Here is a 19,923-nt window from a genome sequence, read left to right on the forward strand (position 1 = left end):
GCTATAGCCCCGCGCGAGGAGTTTGCAAGGGCTCAAACGGCAAAGTACGGCGAAATCTCGTCATACGAAGGCAAGGCGCGCACAGCATGACCGACCGTCCGAACGGACTCACCTACGCCCAGGCAGGTGTCGACATCGACGCAGGCAACGCTCTGGTCGAGGCTATCAAGCCCCTGGCCAAGGCCACGCGCCGTCCCGGGGCGGACGCCGGACTGGGCGGCTTCGGCGCTCTCTTCGACCTGAAGGCGGCCGGCTACAACGATCCGCTGATCGTCTCGACCACCGACGGCGTCGGCACCAAGCTGAAAATCGCCATCGACAGCGGCCTGCATGACACGGTCGGGATCGACCTGGTGGCCATGTGCGTCAACGACCTGCTGGCCCAGGGCGCCGAGCCCCTGATGTTCCTGGACTACTTCGCGACCGGCAAGCTGGACGTGGAGATCGCCAAGCGCGTGGTCGCCGGCATCGCCGAGGGCTGCAAGCTGGCCGGCGCGGCCCTAGTGGGCGGCGAGACGGCTGAAATGCCCGACATGTACGCCGACGGCGAATACGACCTGGCCGGCTTTACGGTCGGCGCCGTGGACCGCGACGACGTCCTGCCGAAGCTGGACGCCCAGCGCGCCGGCGACGTGCTGATCGGCATCGCCTCCTCCGGCCCGCACTCCAACGGCTATTCGCTGGTCCGCAAGATCGTCGAGCGTTCCGGCCTGGCCTGGGACGCCCCCGCCCCGTTCGCCGAAAGCAAGACCCTGGCCGAGGCCCTGATGGCCCCGACCCGCATCTATGTGAAGTCGGTGCTGCCCCTGCTGCAGGCCGGCCGCGTGAAGGGCGGCGCCCACATCACCGGCGGCGGTCTGATCGAAAACCCGCCCCGCGCCATCGCCGAGGGCCTGGTTCCCCGCATCGACTGGAACGCCTGGCCCCTGCCGCCCGTGTTCGCCTGGTTGCAGGAAGCCGGCGGCGTGGCCGACCACGAACTGCGCCGCACCTTCAACTGCGGCGTCGGCTTCATGCTGATCTGCTCGCCTTCGGACGCCGAGCCGGTCCTGGCCGCCCTGCTGAACGCCGGCGAGGACGCCTTCATCTGCGGCGAGCTCGCGGCCGCCTGATGAAGGTTCGCGTCGGGGTCCTGATCTCCGGTCGGGGATCGAACATGGAGGCGCTCCTCGACGCCTCCAGGGCCGCCGACTGCCCGTATGAGATCGTGCTGGTCCTCTCCAACAAGCCGGACGCCGGCGGGTTGGAGACGGCGCGCGCGGCCGGAATCGCCGCCGTGGCGGTGGATCAGAAGCTTTTCCCCGGTGATCGAGAGGCGCATGAGCGCGCCCTGGACGCGGAACTACGCGCCGCCGACGTCCAGGTCATCGCCTTGGCCGGCTATATGCGTGTGCTGACGCCGTTCCTGGTGGAGGCCTGGCAAGGCCGGATGCTGAACATCCACCCGTCCCTGCTGCCCCTGTTCCCGGGGCTGGACACCCACAACCGCGCAATCGAGGCCGGGCACGCCGAAGCCGGCTGCACGGTGCATCTGGTAACGGTGGGGGTCGATGAAGGGCCGGTCGTGGCCCAGGCGCGCGTCCCGATACTATCCGGAGACGACGCGAACGCCCTGAGCGAGCGGGTGCTCGTGGCCGAGCACCAGCTCTACCCAAGGGCCTTGTCCGACTTCTGCCGGACGCTTTCCGCTTAGAGCCTTTCTGGTTCGGGTTCTCGCCCGAACCAGATAAAAAGGCTCGTTCTTTAGTGGCTAGAGCGCTTAGGCGCGCTAGCAGCGGTTGGTGTTGCGGCAGTTGGTGGTCGCCGCGCCGGCGACGCCGCCGAGCGCCGCGCCGGCCAGAGCGCCATTACCGCCGCCGACGGCCGCGCCGACAGCAGCGCCGCCCAGGGCGCCGGTCGCGGCGCGTTCAGTGACCGTAGTGCCGCAAGCGGCCAGCAGCAGGCCGGCGCCAACGAGCGGAGCGAATTTCAGAATCGGGGACATGGAGAGAACTCCTCTTTGCGGGGGATGCTCTTCCAACGGCACCGCCTGCGTCGGGGTTCCGACATCGGCCCATAAGAAAACGGCCGGGACATCGCTGCCCCGGCCGTTCAAAAGCTCAAGCTTACCCGAAGCTTAGCCGACGATCTGGTCGTCGGTGAAGAACTGGGCGATCTCGATCTTGGCGTTGTCCAGGCTGTCCGAGCCGTGGACCGAGTTTTCGCCGATCGACAGGGCGAACAGCTTGCGGATGGTGCCTTCGGCGGCTTGTTCCGGGTTCGTGGCGCCCATGACTTCGCGATAGCGAGCCACGGCGTTGTCGCCTTCCAGAACCTGCACGACGACCGGCTCAGCGGTCATCTGGCCGACCAGTTCGCCGTAGAACGGGCGCTCGGCGTGAACTTCGTAGAACTTCTTGGCTTGCGCCTCGGTCAGGTGGACGCGGCGCTGGGCGACGATGCGCAGGCCGGCCTTTTCGATCACGGCGTTGATTTCGCCGGTCAGGTTGCGACGCGTGGCGTCCGGCTTGATGATCGAGAAAGTACGTTCGGTCATTTCCGAAATCTCGTTAGTTGAGTTGTGGATTGGGAGGTTGCGGGCTTATAGCGGCGGGCCGCGCCCGCGCCAACCTCCCTCGGCTATCAGTTTCATGCTTCAGATCAACGACCTTACCTTTGATGCCTGGGGGCGGCGGTTCTTCGAGAACGCCACCGTCATGATTCCGCCCGGAGCCAAGGTCGGCCTGGTGGGTCGCAACGGCGTGGGCAAGTCGACCCTGTTCAAGCTGATCCAGGGCCAACTGACGCCCGGCGGCGGCGAAATCGCCTTGCCGCGCAACGCCCGGCTCACCTCGGTTGACCAGGAACACCCGGCCACGCCAATCACCCTGCTGGACACCGTTCTGGCCGCCGACGAGGAGCGCGAGACCCTCACCCGCCGGCTGGAGACAGCTCCGCCGGAGGAACTGGGCGAAATCTACGGCCGCCTGATCGAGATCGACGCGGATGCGGCGCCAAGTCGCGCCGCCGAAATCCTCATCGGCCTCGGCTTCACCCAGGCCGACCTTACCCGGACCATGGCGGAGTTCTCCGGCGGCTGGCGGATGCGCGTGGCCCTGGCGGCGGCGTTGTTCTCCGAACCCGACGTCATGCTGCTGGACGAACCGACCAACTATCTCGACCTGGAAGGCGCGCTCTGGCTTGAACAGCGGCTCAAGAAATATCCGCACACCGCCCTGGTCATCAGCCACGACCGCGAACTGCTGAACAACTCGGTCGGCTACATCCTGCACCTGCGGGACGGCAAACTGGAGCTCTATACCGGCGGCTACGACGACTACGAGACCCGCCGCGCCGAGAAGGAGCGCCTGCAGGAGGCGACCCGCGTCAAGGTCGAGGCCCAGCGCGCCCACCTGCAATCCTTCGTCGACCGCTTCCGCGCCAAGGCCTCCAAGGCGACCCAGGCCCAGTCGCGCCTGAAGATGATCGCCAAGCTGCCGCCGGTCAGCGCCGTGAAGGGCGAACACGTCGCCCCCTTCACCCTGCCCTCGCCGCAGCGGCCCCTGCCCCCGCCCCTGATCCGGCTGGAAAAGGCCAATGTCGGCTATGGGGACCACGTGGTGCTGCGCAATCTGAACCTGCGCATGGACCTGGACGACCGTATCGGCCTGCTGGGCGTAAACGGCGCCGGCAAGTCGACCTTCGCAAAGATGATCGCCGGCGCGCTGGACGTGAAGACCGGCGAATTCCACCGCGACAAGAAGATGAAGGTCGGCTGGTTCCACCAGCACCAGATCGAAGCCCTGGATCCCACGGACACCCCGCTGGAGATCATCCGCCGCGCCATGCCCGAGGCGTCGGAAAGCAGCCGCCGCTCACGCCTGGCCCAATTCGGCCTCGGCTTCGACAAGCAGGACACCACGGTCGCCGACCTGTCGGGGGGCGAGCGCGCCCGCCTGCTGCTGAACCTGGTGGCGATGGAGGCTCCGCACATGCTGATCCTCGACGAACCGACCAACCACCTGGACATCGACAGCCGCCGCGCCCTGCTGGACGCCCTGAACGACTACGAAGGCGCGGTGATCTTGATCACCCACGACCGCTCGCTGATGGAGCTGGTGGCCGACCGCCTGTGGCTGGCCGCGGACGGCACCGTGAAGCCGTTCGACGGCGACATGGAAGACTACGCCAAGTACGTGATGGAACGCGCTCGCGCCGCCCTGCGCGCTCCGCGCCAGGTCGAGGAGCAAGCCGCCCCCGCCGCGCCGTCTCCTCCGCCCCCGCCGCGCATCAATCCGGCCCAGGCCGGCCCGCTGAAGCGCAAGCTGGAGGCCGCCGAGGTCACCCTGTCGCGCGTCACCAAGCAGCTGTCGGAGATCGACGAGGTTCTCGCCGACCCGCAGATTTACGTGAAGGACGCCGCCAAGGCGGCTGAACTGGCCAAGAAGCGCGACAAGGTGCAGGGCCAGGTCAACGACGCCGAAGCCGTCTGGATGGACCTGGCCGAGCAGTTGTCGGCGATCGAGAACGCCTAGCGGCTTAGCCGCACTTCACTTCCTTGATCACGCCGGTGTCGGCGTCGAACAGGATGTTCACCCGGTCCTCGCGGAAATCCATGGTCACCGGGCAGGTCGTGCAGGCCACCCGACGGCGCGACGGATCGTTCGGCACCGGGATTTCGGTCTTCTTCTTGCCGATCAGGTACTGCAGCTCGTCCGCGCCGCAGGTGTCCTTGGGCTTGGGTGGAGGCGGCGGCAGGATGGCGTCGGCCGGCGCGGTCGGGGTTTCCGGCGGCGGCGGCGGAGCCGGCTCGGGCGTGGTGGTGCAGGCAGCAGCCAGCACAATGGCCGCCGTCGTCGCGATGATGATCCGTTTCACGCCTGTTTCTCCCAGCCTCTTTCCGCGCCCTGCCGCCAATAGGAAACGGGGTGTCCCGCCTTCTTGAACCCTTTCCACCGTCCGCGCGCCGTCGCCAGGGCCGCGTCATCGCGACCGTCGAACAACAGGATGCAGCGGGCGTGGCCGGATAGGTCCCCCGGTTCGGCGCCGTCGAGCAGGAACAACGCCTCTGCGCCGTTCGGGTTGTCGAGCTTGTCGCTCAACAACACCGGCTGGCGGTCGGAAAAGGGTTCGCGATCAACGCCGTGGCCGATGAAGCTGTCTTCACGCCAGCTCCACAACCAGCCGTCCAGATGCTCGATGCGATCCGCATCCGGCGTCCGGACCAAAGCCTTCCAGCCGCGCTGCAGCGTCTTTTCCAGCAGCTCGGGCAGCACCTGATCAAGGGTGCTGCGCTCGAGATGGTAGAACCAGACTTCGCACGGCTGGGCCATGAGGCTCCCCTTCTCCGGAAGCTTAGCCTTCGTACTTGTCGGCGACCATGCGGTTCAGCAGGCGCACGCCGAAGCCCACGCCGCCGTCCGGGATGGTCGGGTTGGTTGACGGCTTCTTCCAGGCCACGCCGGCGATATCCAGGTGCGCCCAGGGCAGGCCGTTGACGTACTTCTGCAGGAACAGGGCGGCGGTGGCCGAACCGGCCGGACGGCCGCCGACGTTCTTCATGTCGGCGATCGGGCTTTCGATCTGCTTTTCGTAGGAGGCCGGCAGCGGCATGCGCCACAGCAGCTCGTTCTCGGCCTCGCCGGCGGCCAGGAGATTGGCCGACAGCGCGTCGTTGTTGCTGAACAGGCCGGCGTAGTCGTGACCCAGGGCGATGATGATCGCGCCGGTCAGGGTGGCCAGATCGACCATGAACTGCGGCTTGAAGCGGTCCTGGCAGTACCAAAGCGCGTCGGCCAGCACGAGGCGGCCTTCGGCGTCGGTGTTGATGACCTCGATGGTCTGGCCCGACATGGAGGTGACCACATCGCCCGGACGCTGGGCGTTGCCGTCAGGCATGTTCTCAACCAGGCCCAGGATGCCCACCGCGTTCACCTTGGCCTTGCGGCCGGCCAGAACGTGCATGAGGCCGGCCACGGCGGCCGCGCCGCCCATGTCCCACTTCATGTCTTCCATGCCGTCGGCCGGCTTCAGGCTGATGCCGCCGGTGTCGAAGCAGACGCCCTTGCCGACGAAGGCCACGGGCTGGGCGTCGCCGCCGCCCTTCCACTGCACCACGACCAGCTGGCTTTCACGGCGGCTGCCCTGGCCCACGCCCAGCAGGCTGCCCAGGCCCAGCTTGGCCATCTCGGCCTCGCCGAGGATCTCAACCGTCAGGCCCAGCTTCTCCAGACCTTTGACGCGGGCGGCGAATTCTTCCGGGTGCAGGATGTTGGCCGGCTCGGAAACCAGGTCGCGGCTGAAGATCACCGCGTCGGCCAGAGCCGACAGGGGCTCGAACGCCTTCTGGGCGGCCGCCACATCGGCGGTCTCGATCTTCACCACCTCGATCGAGGGCTTCTTGTCGGCCTTCTCGGTCGTGCGATAGCGGTCGAAGCGATAGGCGGCCAGGCTTGCGCCGAAGGCGGCCCGGGCGGCGGTCTCTGCGTCGCCGCCGATGCGGATCACCAATTCCTTGGCGCCGCTGGTGCTGATCGTCTTGTAGGCCTGGGCGGCGGCGGTCTCCGCGCCCGCGGCGTCCAGCGCCCCGGCGCCCGCGCCGACCAGCAGCAGACGCCCGGCCTCGACGCCGGCCGGCGCCAGCAGTTCGACCGATTGGCCCTTGCCCCCGGTGAAACGGCCGGCGGCCACGGCGCGGGCCAGCGCCCCGCTGGTCTGGCCGTCCAGGGCCTGCGCCTCGGGCGACAGCACGCCGCCATCGAAGGCCAGGGCGGCGATCACGCTCGCGCCGGAAACGGCCGTATTGAGGGGCGCAAACTCGATCCGCATCGGAAACTCCTGCTAGCAGACGAAGACTGGATGCTCGCGGCATAGTCCAAGCCGCAAGGCAAGGAAAGCGACGCGGTTGTCTCAGCGCTGCTGCGGCGTATAGAACGGTCTTTCCCATTGCGGGACCGAACAGCAAAAGCCGCCCCGCCCACATGCGTCTAATCGAGCGCTATCTCTTCCGTCAGTTGCTTGGACCGCTGGTCCTGGCGGCGACGGCGCTAACGGGCGTCGCCGTGCTGAGCCAGAGTTTGCGCGGGCTCGATATCATTGTGGAGCAAGGCCAGACGGCGCTTTTGTTCGCTGGCCTGACCGCCCTGGCCCTGCCTCAGCTGTTCAACCTGATCCTGCCGGTGGCGGTGTTCGTCGGCGCCCTCGTCTCGCTCAACCGCCTGCATACCGAGCAGGAGATCGTCGTCTGTTTCGCAGGGGGCCTGAGTCGCTGGCGAGTCATCTCCCCAGCGATTCGGATCTCGATCTTCGCGGCGATCCTGGCCCTGATCCTCAATCTGTGGGTCCAGCCATGGGCCCAGCGGACCATGCGCGAGATCCTGTTCTCGGTTCAGGGCGATCTGGTCACCACCTTGGTGCGCGAGGGCGAGTTTTCCGAACCCTCCCCCGGCCTGACCGTCTATGCCCGCCAGGTGGACCGTGACGGCCTGATCCACGACCTGTTCGTGCACCAGCAGAAGGATAACGGCGGCTCGGTCACCTACACCGCCCGCGAAGGCCGCCTGGGCAAGCTGGACCAGACCCCGATCCTGATCATGCGCCAGGGTTCGAACCAGGAGTTCTCGCCCGACGGCGTCCTGAACTACCTGTCGTTCGACGAGTACACCTTCGACCTGCGCGGGTTCCTCGATCGCGACAGCCTGGTCCACTACAAGATTTCCGACCGCTACCTGCACGAGCTGTTCTTCCCGGATCTCGCCCAGGCCTGGGAGCAACGCAATCGCGACAAGATGCTGGCCGAGGGGCACTTCCGCCTGTCCTCGCCGCTCTACAACATCGCCTTCATGCTGATGGCTCTGGCGGCCGTCATCGCCGGCTCGTTCAGCCGCGCCGGTTACGGCAAGCGCATCGCCATCGTGGCGGCGGCCGCCGCCCTGGGCCGCATCGTCGGCTTCGCGGTGCAGGCCGCCTGCGCCGACGCGCCCATGCTGAACATCGTGCAGTACCTGATCCCGCTGATCATGATCGGCTGGGCCTTCAGCCAGCTGTTCCGCCAGCGTGTCCGCCGCTTCATCTCCATCGAGCATCACCGGGGCGCCCGCAACCTGTTCAGCGAGGCGCGCACATGATCCTCACCGGACGGATCGAGCGTTATGTCCTGACCCGCACGCTGAAGGCGCTCGGCGTGGCGACGGCCATCTTCGCGGCCGTGGTGCTGCTGATCGACTTCGTGGACGTGTCGCGTGAAGTCGGCACCCGCACCGACGTCAACTTCCTGCAGATGGTCGGCCTGACCCTCCTGCGCGCGCCGGCGACCATCCTGCTGCTGACCCCGTTCGTCTTCCTGTTCGGCACGCTGGGGGCCTTCGTCGGCCTGAACCGGCGCAGCGAGCTGGTCGCCATGCGGGCCGCGGGCGTCTCGGCCTGGCGGTTCATCCTGCCGGCGGCGGCGGCGGCCTTCTTCATCGGCGTGCTGACGGTGACCACCCTGAACCCCGGCGCGGCGGTGCTGGCCGGCAAGTTCGAGGACATCCGCTCGCAGCTGATGGACAACTACCTGAACACCGCGCCCAAGCCGAACTGGCTGCGGCAGGGCGACGCCGACACCCAAGTGGTCATCCGCGCCCGCTCCCGCGAGCGGGAGGACGGCGCCCTGACCCTGCGCGGCGTGTCCCTGTTCATCTACAGCCGGGACCGCGAGGGGGTGATGCGCTTCACCCGCCGCGTGGAGGCCGAACGCGCCCAGCTGATGCCCGGCTACTGGCAGCTGAACCGCGTGCGCGAGGCGACACCGGGGGCTGGCTCCATCCGTTCGGAAAGCCTGACCATTCCTACCACTCTGGACCCGGCGCAGGCCGCGCTGCGCTTCGGCACGCCCCAGGCGGTGGCCTTCTGGCGTCTGCCGCAGACGATCCTGGAGACCCGGCGCGCCGGCTTCTCCACCACGCCCTATGAGCTGCGCCTGCACCAGCTCCTGGCGACGCCGCTGCTGTTCGCGGCCATGTCGGTGCTGGCGGCGGCGTTCTCGCTGCGCCTGATGCGTTTGGGCGGGCTGGCGGGCCTCGCCGGATCCGGCGTCGCCCTTGGTTTCGCCTTCTTCTTCTTCAACGAAGTCTGCGGCGCCCTGGGGCGGGCGGGAATCGATCCCCCCTTCGCGGCGGCCTGGACACCCCCCGCTCTGGCGCTTCTGGCGGGCGTCATTCTGCTTTCTTATACCGAGGACGGTTGAGTTCGTGGCCCCGTTGCACCAAGAGTCCGCCCGTGGAGGATGGGTCCGTATGAGTTCGAGTCAGAAGGCGCTGCTTGGCGGCGCGGCCGCGTTCGCGCTTCTGATCGCCGGCGAAGCCGCCTGCGCGCAGACGCTTGCGCTTACGCCCCTGCCCCCGCCTGCGCCCGCCGCCGTCCCTGAAAGCGACGGCCTGGGCGAGGACGGCTTCTATCTGGAAGCCGACACGGTTATCCGGGACGACAAGAACGACACCGTCACCGCCCGCGGTCAGGTCGAGGCGCGCCGCAACGGCCGGACGCTGCGCGCCGAGGAGGTCGTCTACAATCAGGGCACCAAGATCGTCACGGCCAAGGGCAATATCGTCCTGGTCAATGCCGACGGCTCCACCCAGTTCGCCGACGAACTGACCCTGGACGAGGACATGTCCGCCGGCTTCGCGCGCGGCTTCTCTATGCGCTCGGAGCCGAACATCAAGATCGCGGCCGACGCCGCCATCCGCCGCAACGAGAACGTCACCGAGCTGTCCCGCGCGGTCTATACGCCCTGCCCCGTCTGCGCCGATGAAGGCGGCGACGGCAAGCCGACCTGGCAGATCAAGGCCGACAAGGTCGTCCAGGATAAGACCAAGCAGCTCGTCTACTACCAGAACGCCGTCATCGAGATGTGGGGCGTTCCGGTGGCCTACATGCCGGTCTTCTGGCACGCCGACCCGCAGGCCGGTCGCCGCTCGGGCTTCCTGCCGCCCAAGATCGAGGTCACCCGCCGCCGGGGCTTCTCCTACGAGCAGCCCTACCTGCAGGTGCTGTCGCCCTCGTCCGAAGTGGTCCTCAGCCCGCAGTTCAATGCGGACGTGAACCCATTCCTGAACCTGACCTACCGCAAGCGCTTCTATTCCGGCTTCCTGGAAGCCCGCGCCGGCTACACCTACGAGCGCGACATCGACGGCAGCGGCGAGCGGTTCGGAGAGCGGAGCCACCGAAGCTACCTGCTGGCCAAGGGCAAGTTCGAGATCGACGACAAGTGGGACTGGGGCTTCGCCGCCGAGCGGACCTCGGACGACTTCCTGTTCGACAACTACAGCGTCGACAGCGTCTACGAGCAGCGGGCCCTGTTCACGCCCGACGACCGCCGCCTGATGTCGCAGATCTACGCGACGCGCCAGGACTCGCGTTCCTATCTGTCCATCGCCGCGGTCAGCGTCCAGGGCCTGCGCATCGACGACAACAACCGTACCTTCCCGACGGTCGCCCCGCTGGTCGAGGCGCGCTGGGAGCCGGAAACCTCTGTTCTGGGCGGCCGCCTGCGGGTGCGCGCCAGCGGCGTGGCCCTCAACCGCGACCAGGCGCCCATCAACACCATCGCGCCGACGCCGGCCAACCCTCGCCCCGCTGGCGTCGACAGCCGCCGCGCAACTGGCGAGGCCACCTGGCGCCGCGATTTCACCCTGAGCAGCGGCATCCGCGTCTCGCCCTTCGTGCAAACGCGCTTCGACACCTACAACGTCTCGGATCAGCCGGGCGTCTCGGGTTCGGACACCATCACCCGCGGCTTGGGCGTCGCCGGGGCCGACATCAGCTGGCCGTTCTTCAAGCGCCTCGAAGGCGGCTCCATTGTCTTGGAGCCCGTCGCCCAGATCGCCATCTCGCCCGACAGCGATCGCGACTCCCGCATCCCGAACGAGGACAGCCTCGCCTTCGAGTTCGACGAGAACAACCTGTTCCGCGCCAACAAGTCGCCGGGCTTCGACCTCTACGAAGGCGGCCAGCGCCTGAACGCCGGTGGCCGGGCCCGAATCTCGATGGACGACGGCCGCGAGGCGACCCTGCTGGTCGGCCGCAGCTTCCGCACCGAGCGGGACGATCTGTTCCCGTCGCGGACCGGCCTGCAGCATAAGGCGTCGGACTGGGTGGTTTCGGCCAGCGCCAAGCCGATCGCCGGCGTTTCGGTCTTCGCCCGCTCGCGTCTGGACAACGACACCCTGGCGGTCCGGCGCCTCGAAGCCGGCGCCGACGTCAGCCACAAGCGCGGCTACACCGTGGTCCGCTACCTGCGCGACGCCCTGGATATCAACGGGCTGGAGCAGGAGAACTTCGACGTCTACAGCGAGTTCTTCGTCACCAAGAAGTGGGGCGTTTCGTTCGTTGGCTCCCGCGATGTGGAGAACGGCGAATGGCGTCGCCGCGACATCGGTCTGGTCTGGCGCGACGACTGCCTGCGCATCGACGTGGTCTACCAGCGCGAAAATCAGTACGTGAACACGCCGGAGGGTGTGAGATTTCGCCCCAACGACTCCGTGCAGCTACGCCTAACGCTCGCCACATTGGGCGATACAGGCTACTAGCCACTTCCAGTATTCCGGGCGCGCGCCCGAACGAGAGGAACTACAAGATCCATGCGGTTGGCGCGTAGTGTGACGAGCCTGGCGTTGATGGCGGCTTCTGTGCTCGCCCTGAACGTCGCGGCGGCTTCCGCCCAGGAACCGGCGGCCGAGACGGCCCCGGCGGCTCCTGCGGCTCCCCAGGCGCCGCAGCCCCTGGCCGAGAGCATCGCCGCCGTCGTCAATGACGACCTGGTGTCCACCTATGACCTGATGCAGCGCATGCGCCTGCTGATGGTGACTTCCGGCGTGCAGCCGACCCAGGAAACCCTGCCCCAGCTGCAGGCCGAAGCCATGCGCTCGCTGGTCGACGAACGCCTGCAGATCCAGGAACTCCGCCGGATCGAGCGGCAGAACAAGACCGAGATCATCGCCACCGACAAGGAGGTCGATCAGGAGATCGCCGACGTCGCGCGCGGCAACAACATCTCGGCCGAACAGCTCCTCGCCTCCCTGTCCGCGCAGGGCGTCGGCGCCCAGACCTTCCGCGAGCAACTGCGCGCCGAGCAGAGCTGGCAGAACTACATTTCCGGCCGCTACGGTTCGCGCCTGCGCATCGGCGAAGACCAGATCAGCGCCTTCCAGCAGCGCCTGGCCGAGGCCAGCAGCAAGCCGCAGTACCAGGTCGGGGAAGTCTTCCTCGACGCCGCCCGCGTGGGCGGCATGGACGTGGCCATGAACGGCGCCGCCCAGCTCGTCGCCCAGATGCAGCAAGGCGCGCCCTTCCCGGCCGTCGCCCGTCAGTTCTCCGCCGCAGCCACGGCCGCCAACGGCGGTGACGCCGGCTGGGTCGCCGCCGGCGAAATGCCGCCCGAGGTCGACGCCGCGCTGGCTACCCTGCGCCCAGGCCAGTTGTCCGCGCCGATCCCGGTCAAGGACGGGGTCTACATCATCTTCCTGCGCAACAAGCGCTCCGGCGCCGACTCGCTGATGGTCGACCTGAAGCAGGCCGCCGTGACCCTGCCCGCCGGCGCGTCGGAATCCGAAGTCGCCGCCGCCAACGCCAAGCTGGTCGAGCTGCGCGCCCAGGTGAACAGCTGCGCCGCCCTCGAACCTGCCGCCGCTCAGATGACCGGCGTCATCGCCGGCGACCTCGGCGAAGCCGAGATCAAGGATCTGGCGCCCGCGTTCCAGGAAGCGGCGCGCACCCTCCAGGTGGGTCAGCTTTCGGCGCCGATCCGCACCGACGCCGGCCTGCACATCGTGGCCGTCTGCGGCAAGAAGCAGGGCGGCCAGAACGCCCCGTCGCACGACCAGATCGAGAATTGCCTGCGCGGCCAGCAGCTCGGGCTGATCTCCAAGCGCACCCTGCGCGATCTGCGCAACTCGGCGACGATCGAGACCCGTTGACGACCAGGCCGCTCGCCCTCTCCCTTGGCGATCCCGCCGGCGTAGGCCCCGAGATCGTCGCCAAGGCCTGGGCGCAGCTCAAGGATAACGGCCCCGCCTTCATGGTGGTGGGCGACGCCCAGTCGCTGCGCGCGGTCTCGGGCGCGCCCCCCGTGCGCGTCGTCACGGGCCCCAGCCAAGCGGCCGGCGTGTTCGGCGACGCCATCCCGGTCCTAGACCTGCCCCTGCAGTCGCCCGTGGTCGCCGGCCAGCCCACCAGCGCCCATGCCGCCGCGATCATTCGCTGGATCGAAACCGGCGTCGGTCTGGCCCTGTCTGGACAGGTTGGCGGGCTTGTCACTGCCCCGATCGCCAAGGCGCCGCTCTACGAGGCCGGCTTCAAGTTTCCCGGCCATACCGAGTTCCTGGCCGAACTGACCGCCGGCGCGCCGCTGAACGGCCCGCGCGGTCCGGTGATGATGCTGACCGCCGGCGACCTGCGGGTCAGCCTAGTGACCATCCACACGCCGATCGCCGCCATCCCCTCGGCCTTGAGCGTCGAGCGCATCGTCGATGTCGCCCGCGTCACCGCCCAGGCCCTGAAGGACGACTTCGGCATCGAGCGCCCTCGCCTGGCGGTCGCCGGCCTGAACCCGCACGCGGGCGAGGACGGCGGCATCGGCCGCGAAGAGATCGACGTCATCATCCCGGCGGTGAACGCCCTGAGCGACCAGGGCGTCGATGTGCGAGGGCCGTCTCCCGCCGACACCCTGTTCCACGCCGAGGCGCGCCAGCGCTACGACGCCGTGATCTGCATGTATCATGACCAGGCCCTGATCCCGGTGAAGATGCTGGACTTCTGGGGCGGGGTGAACGTCACCCTGGGCCTGCCCATCGTCCGCACATCGCCCGACCACGGCACGGCCTTCGATATCGCCGGGCGCGGCGTGGCGCGGCCCGACAGCCTGATTCAGGCGATCCAGCTGGCCGACCGGATCGCCGCCCGACGGAGCGCAGCATGAGCGTCGCCGACCTGCCGCCCCTGCGCGAAACCCTGACCGAGCATGGTCTGCTGGCCAAGAAGAGCTTCGGCCAGCACTTCCTTCTCGACCTGAACGTCACCCGCAAGATCGTCCGCCTGGGCGGCATCGGCGAAGGCGATGTGGTGATCGAGGTGGGCCCCGGCCCTGGCGGCCTGACCCGCGCTCTGCTGGAGACCGGCGCACGGGTCATCGCCGTGGAGAAGGACGCCCGCTTCCTGCCGCTGCTGGGCGAGCTTTCCGAAGCCGCCGACGGCCGCCTCGACGTGGTCGAGGCCGACGCCGTCACCGTGAACGAGGCCGCCCTGCTGGCCGAGCGCGGTCTGGGGCCCACGGCTAAAATCGCCTCCAACCTGCCCTACAACGTCGGCACGCCGTTGCTGATCAAATGGCTGACGGGCCCGTTCCGCCCGACGTCCATGACTTTGATGTTCCAGAAGGAGGTCGCCGACCGCGTGGCGGCTCCCGCCGGGTCGGACGCTTACGGGCGCCTTGGCGTCATCTCCCAGGCCGTCTGCGAGGCCCGGGTGGTCATGGACTTGCCGGCTCGCGCCTTCACCCCGCCGCCCAAGGTGGCCTCCGCGGTGGTGCAACTGGTCCCGCTTGCGACGCCGCCAGCGCCCGCCCTGCTGTCGGCGCTGGAGAAGGTCACCGCCGCCGCCTTCGGCCAGCGCCGCAAGATGCTGCGTTCCAGCCTGAAAAGCCTGGGCGGGGCCGAACTCTGTGAAAGGGCGGGCGTCGAGCCGGACGCCCGGGCCGAGACCATCGAGGTCGACGGCTTCCTGCGGCTGGCAGCGGCGCTCTAGCCCTCGAAGGCTTCGATGATGGGGCAGCGCCCCGTCCCGCCGGCCCCGCATTCCCGCGACAGGCGCGCCAGGGCGTTCCGGGCCGCCTGAAGCTCCAGGATCTTCGCGTCCAGCGCCGCGACGCGCTCCTCTGCCAAGGCGCGCGCCCTAGCCCGGTCCTCGCTGGCGTCCAGCGCCAGCAATTCGGCGATCTGGTCGAGGGTGAAGCCCGCCGCCTGGGCGGACCGGATGAACCGCAGCCGGCGGCGATCCTCCTCATCGTACCTGCGCACGCCGCCCCCGCCATCCGGCGTCGGCAGCAGGCCGCGCCGCTGGTAGTAGCGGATCGTCTCCACGCCAACGCCGCCTTCGCGCGCCAGCCCCGCGATCGTCGTCGTCTTCATCGGTTGACTCCGTACCATGGTACGGAAGCTAGATAGATCAGGTCCGGCTATCGGCAAGAGGAGAAGGACCATGTCCGCACCGTCCCGCAACGCGGTCCTGCACCGCATGGTCATGCCTGGCCACACCTGCCCCTATGGTCTGAAAGCGCTGCATCTGCTGCGGAGCAAGGGCTATTCGGTGGATGACCGTTGGCTGACCACGCGCGCCGAGACCGACGCCTTCAAAGCCGAGCATGGCGTGAAGACCACGCCCCAGGTGTTCATCGATGGGGTTCGGATCGGCGGTTACGACGATCTTCGCCGCCATTTCGGGCGGAAGGTCCGCGATCCGAAGGCCACAACCTATACACCTGTACTGGTGCTGTTCGCGATGACGGCCCTGATGGCCATGGGCGCCAGCTACGCGGTGGAAGGCTCGCCCCTGACCATCCGCGCCGCCGAGTGGTTCATCGGCTTCAGCATGTGCGTGCTGGCGATCCAGAAGCTGCGGGACGTGGAGAGCTTCTCCAGCATGTTCTTGAACTATGACCTGCTGGCCAAGCGCTGGGTCCCGTACGGCTACATCTACCCCTTCGCCGAAGCCCTGGCCGGGGTGCTGATGATCGCGGGCGCCCTGACCCGGCTGTCGGCACCCGTCGCCCTGTTCATCGGCGGCATCGGCGCGGTCTCGGTGTTCAAGGCGGTCTACATCGACAGGCGCGAGCTGAAGTGCGCGTGCGTCGGCGGCGACAGCAACGTGCCGCTCGGCTTCATCTCGCTGACCGAGAACGTGATGATGGTCGCCATGGCCGTCTGGATGCTGGCCATGCCGCACGCCTGAGCGGCTAGGGCAGCGGCTCGTCCAGCAGGTTCTGGATGAAGTCGCCGATCCAAACCCCGCGCGAACGCTTCAGGCGCTCGGCGTGATAGACGTGGGCCAGGTCCGAATAGGCCCGGTCGAAGTCGTCGTTCAGCAGCACGTAGTCGAAGGCCTGCCAGTTGGCGATCTCGGTCTTGGCCCGCGCGATGCGGCGGCGGATCGTCTCGTCGCTGTCGGTGGAGCGGGTGTGCAGCCGCCGGTTCATCTCGGCGATGGACGGCGGCAGGATGTAGACCATCACGCAGTCGTTGCGGGCCTGCTCGCAGACCTGGAACGCGCCCTGGTCGTCGATATCGAACAGCACGCTTTCGCCACGGGCCAGTGCCTCTTCGATGGGCGCGCGCGGGCTGCCGTACTTGTTGCCGTGAACCTCCGCCCATTCGAGGAAGGCGTTCTTGGCCACCATGTCGTCGAAAGTCTCGTGGGAGACGAAGTGGTAGTCGCGCCCCTCGTGCTCACCGGCGCGCGGCTCGCGCGTGGTGGCGCTGATCGACAGGTGCAGGTCCTGGTGGTCCGAGACCAGGCGGCGGGTGAGCGAGGTCTTGCCCACGCCCGACGGCGCCACGACCATCATCATCAGGCCGCGGGTGGGATGGTTGTGGCTATTCGACATTCTGAACCTGCTCGCGGAACTGATCGACCGTGGCCTTCAGGTCCAGGCCGATGGCGGTCAAGGCCGTGCTGCCCGACTTCGAGCACAGCGTGTTGGATTCGCGCATGAACTCCTGGGTCAGGAAGTCCAGCTTGCGGCCGACGGCGCCCTCGCCGGTCAGCAGGGCGCGCGCCGACGCGATGTGCCCCGCCAGACGGTCCAGCTCCTCGCGGACATCGGCGCGCAAGGCCAGGGCCGCGGCCTCCTGCAGGATCTTCTCCTCGGAGACGTTGTCGCCAAGCAGCTCGGCCATGCGCTTGGCCAGCTTGTCCTTCAGGGCGGCGGGCTGGACGGCGGCTTCCTTCTCGGCGGAGGCGACCAGCGCCTCGATCCGGTCGACCAAGCCCGTGAGAACCGGCGTCAGGGCCTTGCCCTCATCACCGCGCGCGGCCCTCAAGCCGTCCAGGGCCACCGCCAGGGTGGCGGCCATGGCCTGTTCGACGGCGGCCTTGGCCTCCGTGTCCTCGCCCTCTTCGGTGCTTTCCAGAACGCCCTTGAGCGCCAGCAGGCCGTCCAGACGCGGCTTCTCCGCCAGGCCAGTGGCGACATAGGGCTGGCCAGCGGACAGGTAGCGCTCCAGCTGGGGGATGTTGACACTGATCTGGCCGGCGGCGTCCGCCTGCTTGGCGGTGACGCCGATGGTCACCTGCCCGCGCTGGAAGCGGGCCTGGCTGCCTTCGCGCGCCGCGCGGTCCAGGGCGTCGAAACCCGGAGGACCACGGAAGCGCGTCTCCAGGTTCCGGCCGTTGACCGACCTTGCCTCGACGGCCCAGGTCCAGGCGCCGAGCGCGCCTTCGGCCCGGGCGAAACCGGTCATGCCGCTGATCATTGCGCCGCCCTTTCGCGTTCGATGCGCCGCCACTTCTCGACGTTGCGCAGATGCTCGTCATAGGTCGCCGCGAAGACGTGACCGCCCGTGCCGTCCGCGACGAAGAACAGCGCCTCCGATTTCGGCGGGTTCAAGACCGCCGCGATGGCGGCGCGCCCCGGATTGGCGATCGGCGTCGGCGGCAGGCCAGCGATGCGATAGGTGTTGTAGGGCGTGTCGCTGGCGACCTCGGAAGCGCGCAGGCCGCGCCCCAGGGGCCGACCGCGGGTCAGGCCGTAGATGATGGTCGGATCGCTCTCCAGCCGCATCCCGAGACGTAGGCGATTGACGAACACGGCGGCGACTTGGGGCCGCTCACTGGCGATCCCCGTCTCCTTCTCCACGACGGACGCCAGGGTGATCGCCTCGTTCCGCGTCGTGAACGGCAGGCCCGGCTGGCGCTGGGCCCACAAGGTCTCCATCAGGGCGTCATGGGCGTCCGTCATCCGCTTGAGGACGACGGCGCGGTCCTCGCCCCGCTGGATGTCGTAGGTTTCGGGCAGGACGGAACCTTCCGCGGGCGTCGGCGTCACGCCGGTCAGCACGGGCTGGGCGTTGAGGATGTCGACCACCATGTCGGCCGTCATGCCTTCAGGGATGGTCACCTGACGGCGGACGATGCGGCCGTCGCGGATGGCCTGCAGGATCGAGGACATCGAGGCGCCGGAGGCGAACTCGTACTCGCCGGCCTTCAGCGACCTCGAACCACCCGTGAACTGGGCGGCGGCCAGGAAGACGGAGCTGGAGCGGACGACGCCCTCACGCTCGAGGGCCAGGGCGATCTGCGACAGCCCCGAGCCCTTGCGCAGGACGACCGTCGTCGCCTCGCCGGACTTCGCCTTGGGTCCGGGACCGGCATAGGTCCAAAGGCCGGCGGCGGCGATCAGCAGGGCGACAAGAACAAGGGCGCCGAGAGCCGCGCCGCCGCGCGCCACGGCGCGGCGGTTGGTCGGCAAAGGCCTCGGCTTGCCTGGGCGGGACTTGCCCGCCCGCTTCTTTCCGGCAGGACGTCGGCTCACTGGACGCGTCGGAACACGACCGAGGCGTTGGTGCCGCCGAAACCGAAGCTGTTGGACACGGCCACGTCGATCTTCATCGGCTTGGCCTTGTGGGGCACCAGATCCATCTTCGTATCGACGCTGGGGTTGTCGAGGTTGATGGTCGGCGGGGCCAGTTGGTCGCGGATGGCGAGGATCGAGAAGATCGCTTCGATCGCCCCGGCGGCGCCCAGCAGGTGCCCGGTCATCGACTTGGTCGAGGACATGGCGACATTGGCCGCATGGTCGCCCAGCAGGCGCTCCACCGCGCCGGCTTCGATGCCGTCGGCCATGGTCGAGGTGCCGTGGGCGTTGATGTAGTTCACGTCGCTCGGCTCGATGCCCGCGTTCTTCAGCGCGGCCTTCATGGCGCGATAGCCGCCGTCGCCGTCTTCGGACGGAGCGGTGATGTGATAGGCGTCGCCCGACAGGCCGTAGCCGATCACCTCGGCGTAGATCTTCGCGCCGCGCGCCTTGGCGTGCTCGTACTCTTCCAGCACCACCACGCCGGCGCCCTCGCCCATGACGAAGCCGTCGCGGTCCTTGTCGTACGGACGCGAGGCTTTCTCGGGCGTGTCGTTGAACTCGGTGGCCATGGCGCGGCAGGCGATGAAGCCGGCGATGCCGATCGGGCAGATGGCGGCTTCCGCGCCGCCCGCCACCATCACATCAGCGTCGCCGCTGCGGATCAGGCGCATGGCGTCGCCGATGGCGTGAGCGCCCGTGGCGCACGCCGTGACCACCGCGTGGTTCGGGCCCTTGAAGCCGAAACGGATCGAGACCTGGCCGGAAATCAGGTTGATGAGCGCCGACGGGATGAAGAACGGGCTCACCTTGCGGGGGCCGCGCTCCTTAAGCTCGATGGCGGTGTCGGCGATGGTCGCCAAGCCGCCGATGCCGGAGCCGAGGATGACGCCGATGCGTTCCTTCAGGTCCTCGTCCTCGACCGCTTCCAGGCCGGCGTCACGCACCGCTTCGTCGGCGGCGGCGATGCCGTACAGGATGAAGTCGTCGACGCGACGCTGGTCCTTGGGGCTCAGGGTCTTGTCAGGGTCGAAGGAGCCCGCGATGTCGGGGCCGCCACCGCCGCGTCCGTCGACGCGCGGAACTTCACAGGCGACCTGGCAGGCGTAGTCGGTCGTGTCGAAAGCGGTGATCTTTCCCGCGCCGGACTGGCCCGCGACGATGCCCTTCCAGCTGTGCTCAACACCTTGGCCCAGCGGGGTCAGCAGACCCATTCCCGTAACGACAACCCTACGCATGCTTCAAAACTCCCAACCCTGTTGATTGGCCGGCCCGGAAAAGCCGTGGGCCGAAACGAAAACCGCCGCGCTGCGCCGGACAATGCCCGATGCAGCGCGGCGGCG

20 protein-coding genes are annotated in these 19,923 nt (G+C 68.2%); 10 read left to right on the top strand and 10 right to left on the bottom strand.

All coding sequences use genetic code 11. The annotated features are described in order from the left end of the window. Positions 1-86 precede the first annotated feature (86 nt). Positions 87-1,112 carry a phosphoribosylformylglycinamidine cyclo-ligase gene (purM, locus tag ABOZ73_RS01265; protein WP_369060062.1) on the top strand — a complete coding sequence of 342 codons (1,026 nt, stop codon included), beginning with the start codon at positions 87-89 and terminating at the stop codon, positions 1,110-1,112. Continuing rightward, a complete protein-coding gene (purN, locus tag ABOZ73_RS01270) occupies positions 1,112-1,693 on the top strand; it encodes a phosphoribosylglycinamide formyltransferase (RefSeq protein WP_369060064.1) in 582 nt (193 codons plus the stop codon). The genes purM and purN overlap by 1 nt, the downstream gene beginning before the upstream one ends. 75 nt (positions 1,694-1,768) lie before the next feature. Here the strand turns inward: purN and ABOZ73_RS01275 are convergent, their stop codons facing one another. Next, on the bottom strand, positions 1,769-1,984 hold the full coding sequence (locus ABOZ73_RS01275) for a hypothetical protein (RefSeq protein WP_369060065.1): 216 nt from the start codon (positions 1,982-1,984) through the stop codon (positions 1,769-1,771). A 132-nt stretch (positions 1,985-2,116) separates the two neighbouring features. Continuing rightward, positions 2,117-2,536, bottom strand: coding sequence for a nucleoside-diphosphate kinase (gene ndk / locus ABOZ73_RS01280; RefSeq protein ID WP_369060067.1), 420 nt, complete (start codon positions 2,534-2,536; stop codon positions 2,117-2,119). Positions 2,537-2,630: 94 nt separating this feature from the next. On the opposite strand from ndk, the gene ABOZ73_RS01285 reads away from it, so the two are divergent. Continuing rightward, positions 2,631-4,514 carry an ABC-F family ATP-binding cassette domain-containing protein gene (locus tag ABOZ73_RS01285; protein ID WP_369060068.1) on the top strand — a complete coding sequence of 628 codons (1,884 nt, stop codon included), beginning with the start codon at positions 2,631-2,633 and terminating at the stop codon, positions 4,512-4,514. 4 nt (positions 4,515-4,518) lie between these two features. Here the strand turns inward: ABOZ73_RS01285 and ABOZ73_RS01290 are convergent, their stop codons facing one another. From ABOZ73_RS01290 to ABOZ73_RS01300, 3 genes are read right to left on the bottom strand one after another with little or no spacing between them, the layout of a single operon-like run. Next, on the bottom strand, positions 4,519-4,857 hold the full coding sequence (locus ABOZ73_RS01290; protein ID WP_369060070.1) for a peptidase inhibitor I78: 339 nt from the start codon (positions 4,855-4,857) through the stop codon (positions 4,519-4,521). Beyond that, the gene (locus ABOZ73_RS01295) at positions 4,854-5,312 is read right to left on the bottom strand and encodes a DNA polymerase III subunit chi (RefSeq protein ID WP_369060071.1); all 459 of its coding nucleotides are present in this window, start codon (positions 5,310-5,312) and stop codon (positions 4,854-4,856) included. Before ABOZ73_RS01295 ends, ABOZ73_RS01290 begins: the two co-directional genes overlap by 4 nt. A gap of 22 nt (positions 5,313-5,334) precedes the next feature. Then, positions 5,335-6,807: a leucyl aminopeptidase gene (locus ABOZ73_RS01300; RefSeq protein ID WP_369060073.1), complete on the bottom strand. Its 1,473-nt coding sequence runs from the start codon at positions 6,805-6,807 to the stop codon at positions 5,335-5,337. Between the two features lie 152 nt (positions 6,808-6,959). Here ABOZ73_RS01300 and lptF point away from each other — a divergent pair, with 152 nt between their 5' ends. The 6 genes from lptF to rsmA all read left to right on the top strand — a co-directional run bounded on the left by lptF (position 6,960) and on the right by rsmA (position 14,757). Continuing rightward, positions 6,960-8,105 carry an LPS export ABC transporter permease LptF gene (gene lptF, locus ABOZ73_RS01305; RefSeq protein ID WP_369060075.1) on the top strand — a complete coding sequence of 382 codons (1,146 nt, stop codon included), beginning with the start codon at positions 6,960-6,962 and terminating at the stop codon, positions 8,103-8,105. Then, positions 8,102-9,205 carry an LPS export ABC transporter permease LptG gene (gene lptG, locus ABOZ73_RS01310; RefSeq protein WP_369060077.1) on the top strand — a complete coding sequence of 368 codons (1,104 nt, stop codon included), beginning with the start codon at positions 8,102-8,104 and terminating at the stop codon, positions 9,203-9,205. The genes lptF and lptG overlap by 4 nt, the downstream gene beginning before the upstream one ends. 49 nt (positions 9,206-9,254) lie before the next feature. Then, entirely contained in the window at positions 9,255-11,546 is a 2,292-nt protein-coding gene (locus tag ABOZ73_RS01315) for an LPS-assembly protein LptD (RefSeq protein WP_369060079.1), read from the top strand. Between the two features lie 87 nt (positions 11,547-11,633). After that, positions 11,634-12,932: a peptidylprolyl isomerase gene (locus tag ABOZ73_RS01320; RefSeq protein ID WP_369060080.1), complete on the top strand. Its 1,299-nt coding sequence runs from the start codon at positions 11,634-11,636 to the stop codon at positions 12,930-12,932. Beyond that, a complete protein-coding gene (pdxA, locus tag ABOZ73_RS01325) occupies positions 12,929-13,933 on the top strand; it encodes a 4-hydroxythreonine-4-phosphate dehydrogenase PdxA (protein ID WP_369060082.1) in 1,005 nt (334 codons plus the stop codon). The genes ABOZ73_RS01320 and pdxA overlap by 4 nt, the downstream gene beginning before the upstream one ends. Continuing rightward, a complete protein-coding gene (gene rsmA / locus ABOZ73_RS01330) occupies positions 13,930-14,757 on the top strand; it encodes a 16S rRNA (adenine(1518)-N(6)/adenine(1519)-N(6))-dimethyltransferase RsmA (protein WP_369060084.1) in 828 nt (275 codons plus the stop codon). Before pdxA ends, rsmA begins: the two co-directional genes overlap by 4 nt. On the opposite strand, the gene ABOZ73_RS01335 is transcribed toward rsmA, so the two are convergent. Further along, positions 14,754-15,140 (bottom strand): MerR family transcriptional regulator, encoded by a 387-nt coding sequence (locus ABOZ73_RS01335; protein ID WP_369060086.1) that lies wholly within the window; start codon positions 15,138-15,140, stop codon positions 14,754-14,756. The genes rsmA and ABOZ73_RS01335 overlap by 4 nt on opposite strands. A 70-nt stretch (positions 15,141-15,210) precedes the next feature. Here ABOZ73_RS01335 and ABOZ73_RS01340 point away from each other — a divergent pair, with 70 nt between their 5' ends. Next, complete coding sequence (locus ABOZ73_RS01340) at positions 15,211-15,960, top strand: MauE/DoxX family redox-associated membrane protein (protein ID WP_369060088.1); 750 nt, start codon at positions 15,211-15,213, stop codon at positions 15,958-15,960. A 4-nt stretch (positions 15,961-15,964) separates the two neighbouring features. Here the strand turns inward: ABOZ73_RS01340 and gmk are convergent, their stop codons facing one another. The 4 genes from gmk to fabF form a co-directional block, all read right to left on the bottom strand. Next, positions 15,965-16,612: a guanylate kinase gene (gene gmk, locus ABOZ73_RS01345; RefSeq protein ID WP_369060090.1), complete on the bottom strand. Its 648-nt coding sequence runs from the start codon at positions 16,610-16,612 to the stop codon at positions 15,965-15,967. After that, complete coding sequence (locus tag ABOZ73_RS01350) at positions 16,602-17,468, bottom strand: YicC/YloC family endoribonuclease (protein ID WP_369060092.1); 867 nt, start codon at positions 17,466-17,468, stop codon at positions 16,602-16,604. Before ABOZ73_RS01350 ends, gmk begins: the two co-directional genes overlap by 11 nt. An 8-nt stretch (positions 17,469-17,476) precedes the next feature. Next, positions 17,477-18,409: an endolytic transglycosylase MltG gene (gene mltG, locus ABOZ73_RS01355; RefSeq protein WP_369062590.1), complete on the bottom strand. Its 933-nt coding sequence runs from the start codon at positions 18,407-18,409 to the stop codon at positions 17,477-17,479. Positions 18,410-18,534: 125 nt separating this feature from the next. Next, the gene (gene fabF, locus ABOZ73_RS01360) at positions 18,535-19,818 is read right to left on the bottom strand and encodes a beta-ketoacyl-ACP synthase II (RefSeq protein WP_369060094.1); all 1,284 of its coding nucleotides are present in this window, start codon (positions 19,816-19,818) and stop codon (positions 18,535-18,537) included. Positions 19,819-19,923: the final 105 nt, after the last annotated feature.

The organism is Caulobacter sp. 73W (assembly GCF_041021955.1).
GTDB lineage: Bacteria > Pseudomonadota > Alphaproteobacteria > Caulobacterales > Caulobacteraceae > Caulobacter.

Coding starts and splice junctions, on each gene's coding strand:
- purM (WP_369060062.1), top strand. CDS start 87: ATGACCGACCGTCCGAACGGACTCACCTACGCCCAGGCAGGTGTCGAC.
- purN (WP_369060064.1), top strand. CDS start 1,112: ATGAAGGTTCGCGTCGGGGTCCTGATCTCCGGTCGGGGATCGAACATG.
- ABOZ73_RS01275 (WP_369060065.1), bottom strand. CDS start 1,984: ATGTCCCCGATTCTGAAATTCGCTCCGCTCGTTGGCGCCGGCCTGCTG.
- ndk (WP_369060067.1), bottom strand. CDS start 2,536: ATGACCGAACGTACTTTCTCGATCATCAAGCCGGACGCCACGCGTCGC.
- ABOZ73_RS01285 (WP_369060068.1), top strand. CDS start 2,631: ATGCTTCAGATCAACGACCTTACCTTTGATGCCTGGGGGCGGCGGTTC.
- ABOZ73_RS01295 (WP_369060071.1), bottom strand. CDS start 5,312: ATGGCCCAGCCGTGCGAAGTCTGGTTCTACCATCTCGAGCGCAGCACC.
- ABOZ73_RS01300 (WP_369060073.1), bottom strand. CDS start 6,807: ATGCGGATCGAGTTTGCGCCCCTCAATACGGCCGTTTCCGGCGCGAGC.
- lptF (WP_369060075.1), top strand. CDS start 6,960: ATGCGTCTAATCGAGCGCTATCTCTTCCGTCAGTTGCTTGGACCGCTG.
- lptG (WP_369060077.1), top strand. CDS start 8,102: ATGATCCTCACCGGACGGATCGAGCGTTATGTCCTGACCCGCACGCTG.
- ABOZ73_RS01315 (WP_369060079.1), top strand. CDS start 9,255: ATGAGTTCGAGTCAGAAGGCGCTGCTTGGCGGCGCGGCCGCGTTCGCG.
- ABOZ73_RS01320 (WP_369060080.1), top strand. CDS start 11,634: ATGGCGGCTTCTGTGCTCGCCCTGAACGTCGCGGCGGCTTCCGCCCAG.
- rsmA (WP_369060084.1), top strand. CDS start 13,930: ATGAGCGTCGCCGACCTGCCGCCCCTGCGCGAAACCCTGACCGAGCAT.
- ABOZ73_RS01335 (WP_369060086.1), bottom strand. CDS start 15,140: ATGAAGACGACGACGATCGCGGGGCTGGCGCGCGAAGGCGGCGTTGGC.
- ABOZ73_RS01340 (WP_369060088.1), top strand. CDS start 15,211: ATGTCCGCACCGTCCCGCAACGCGGTCCTGCACCGCATGGTCATGCCT.
- gmk (WP_369060090.1), bottom strand. CDS start 16,612: ATGTCGAATAGCCACAACCATCCCACCCGCGGCCTGATGATGATGGTC.
- ABOZ73_RS01350 (WP_369060092.1), bottom strand. CDS start 17,468: ATGACCGGTTTCGCCCGGGCCGAAGGCGCGCTCGGCGCCTGGACCTGG.
- fabF (WP_369060094.1), bottom strand. CDS start 19,818: ATGCGTAGGGTTGTCGTTACGGGAATGGGTCTGCTGACCCCGCTGGGC.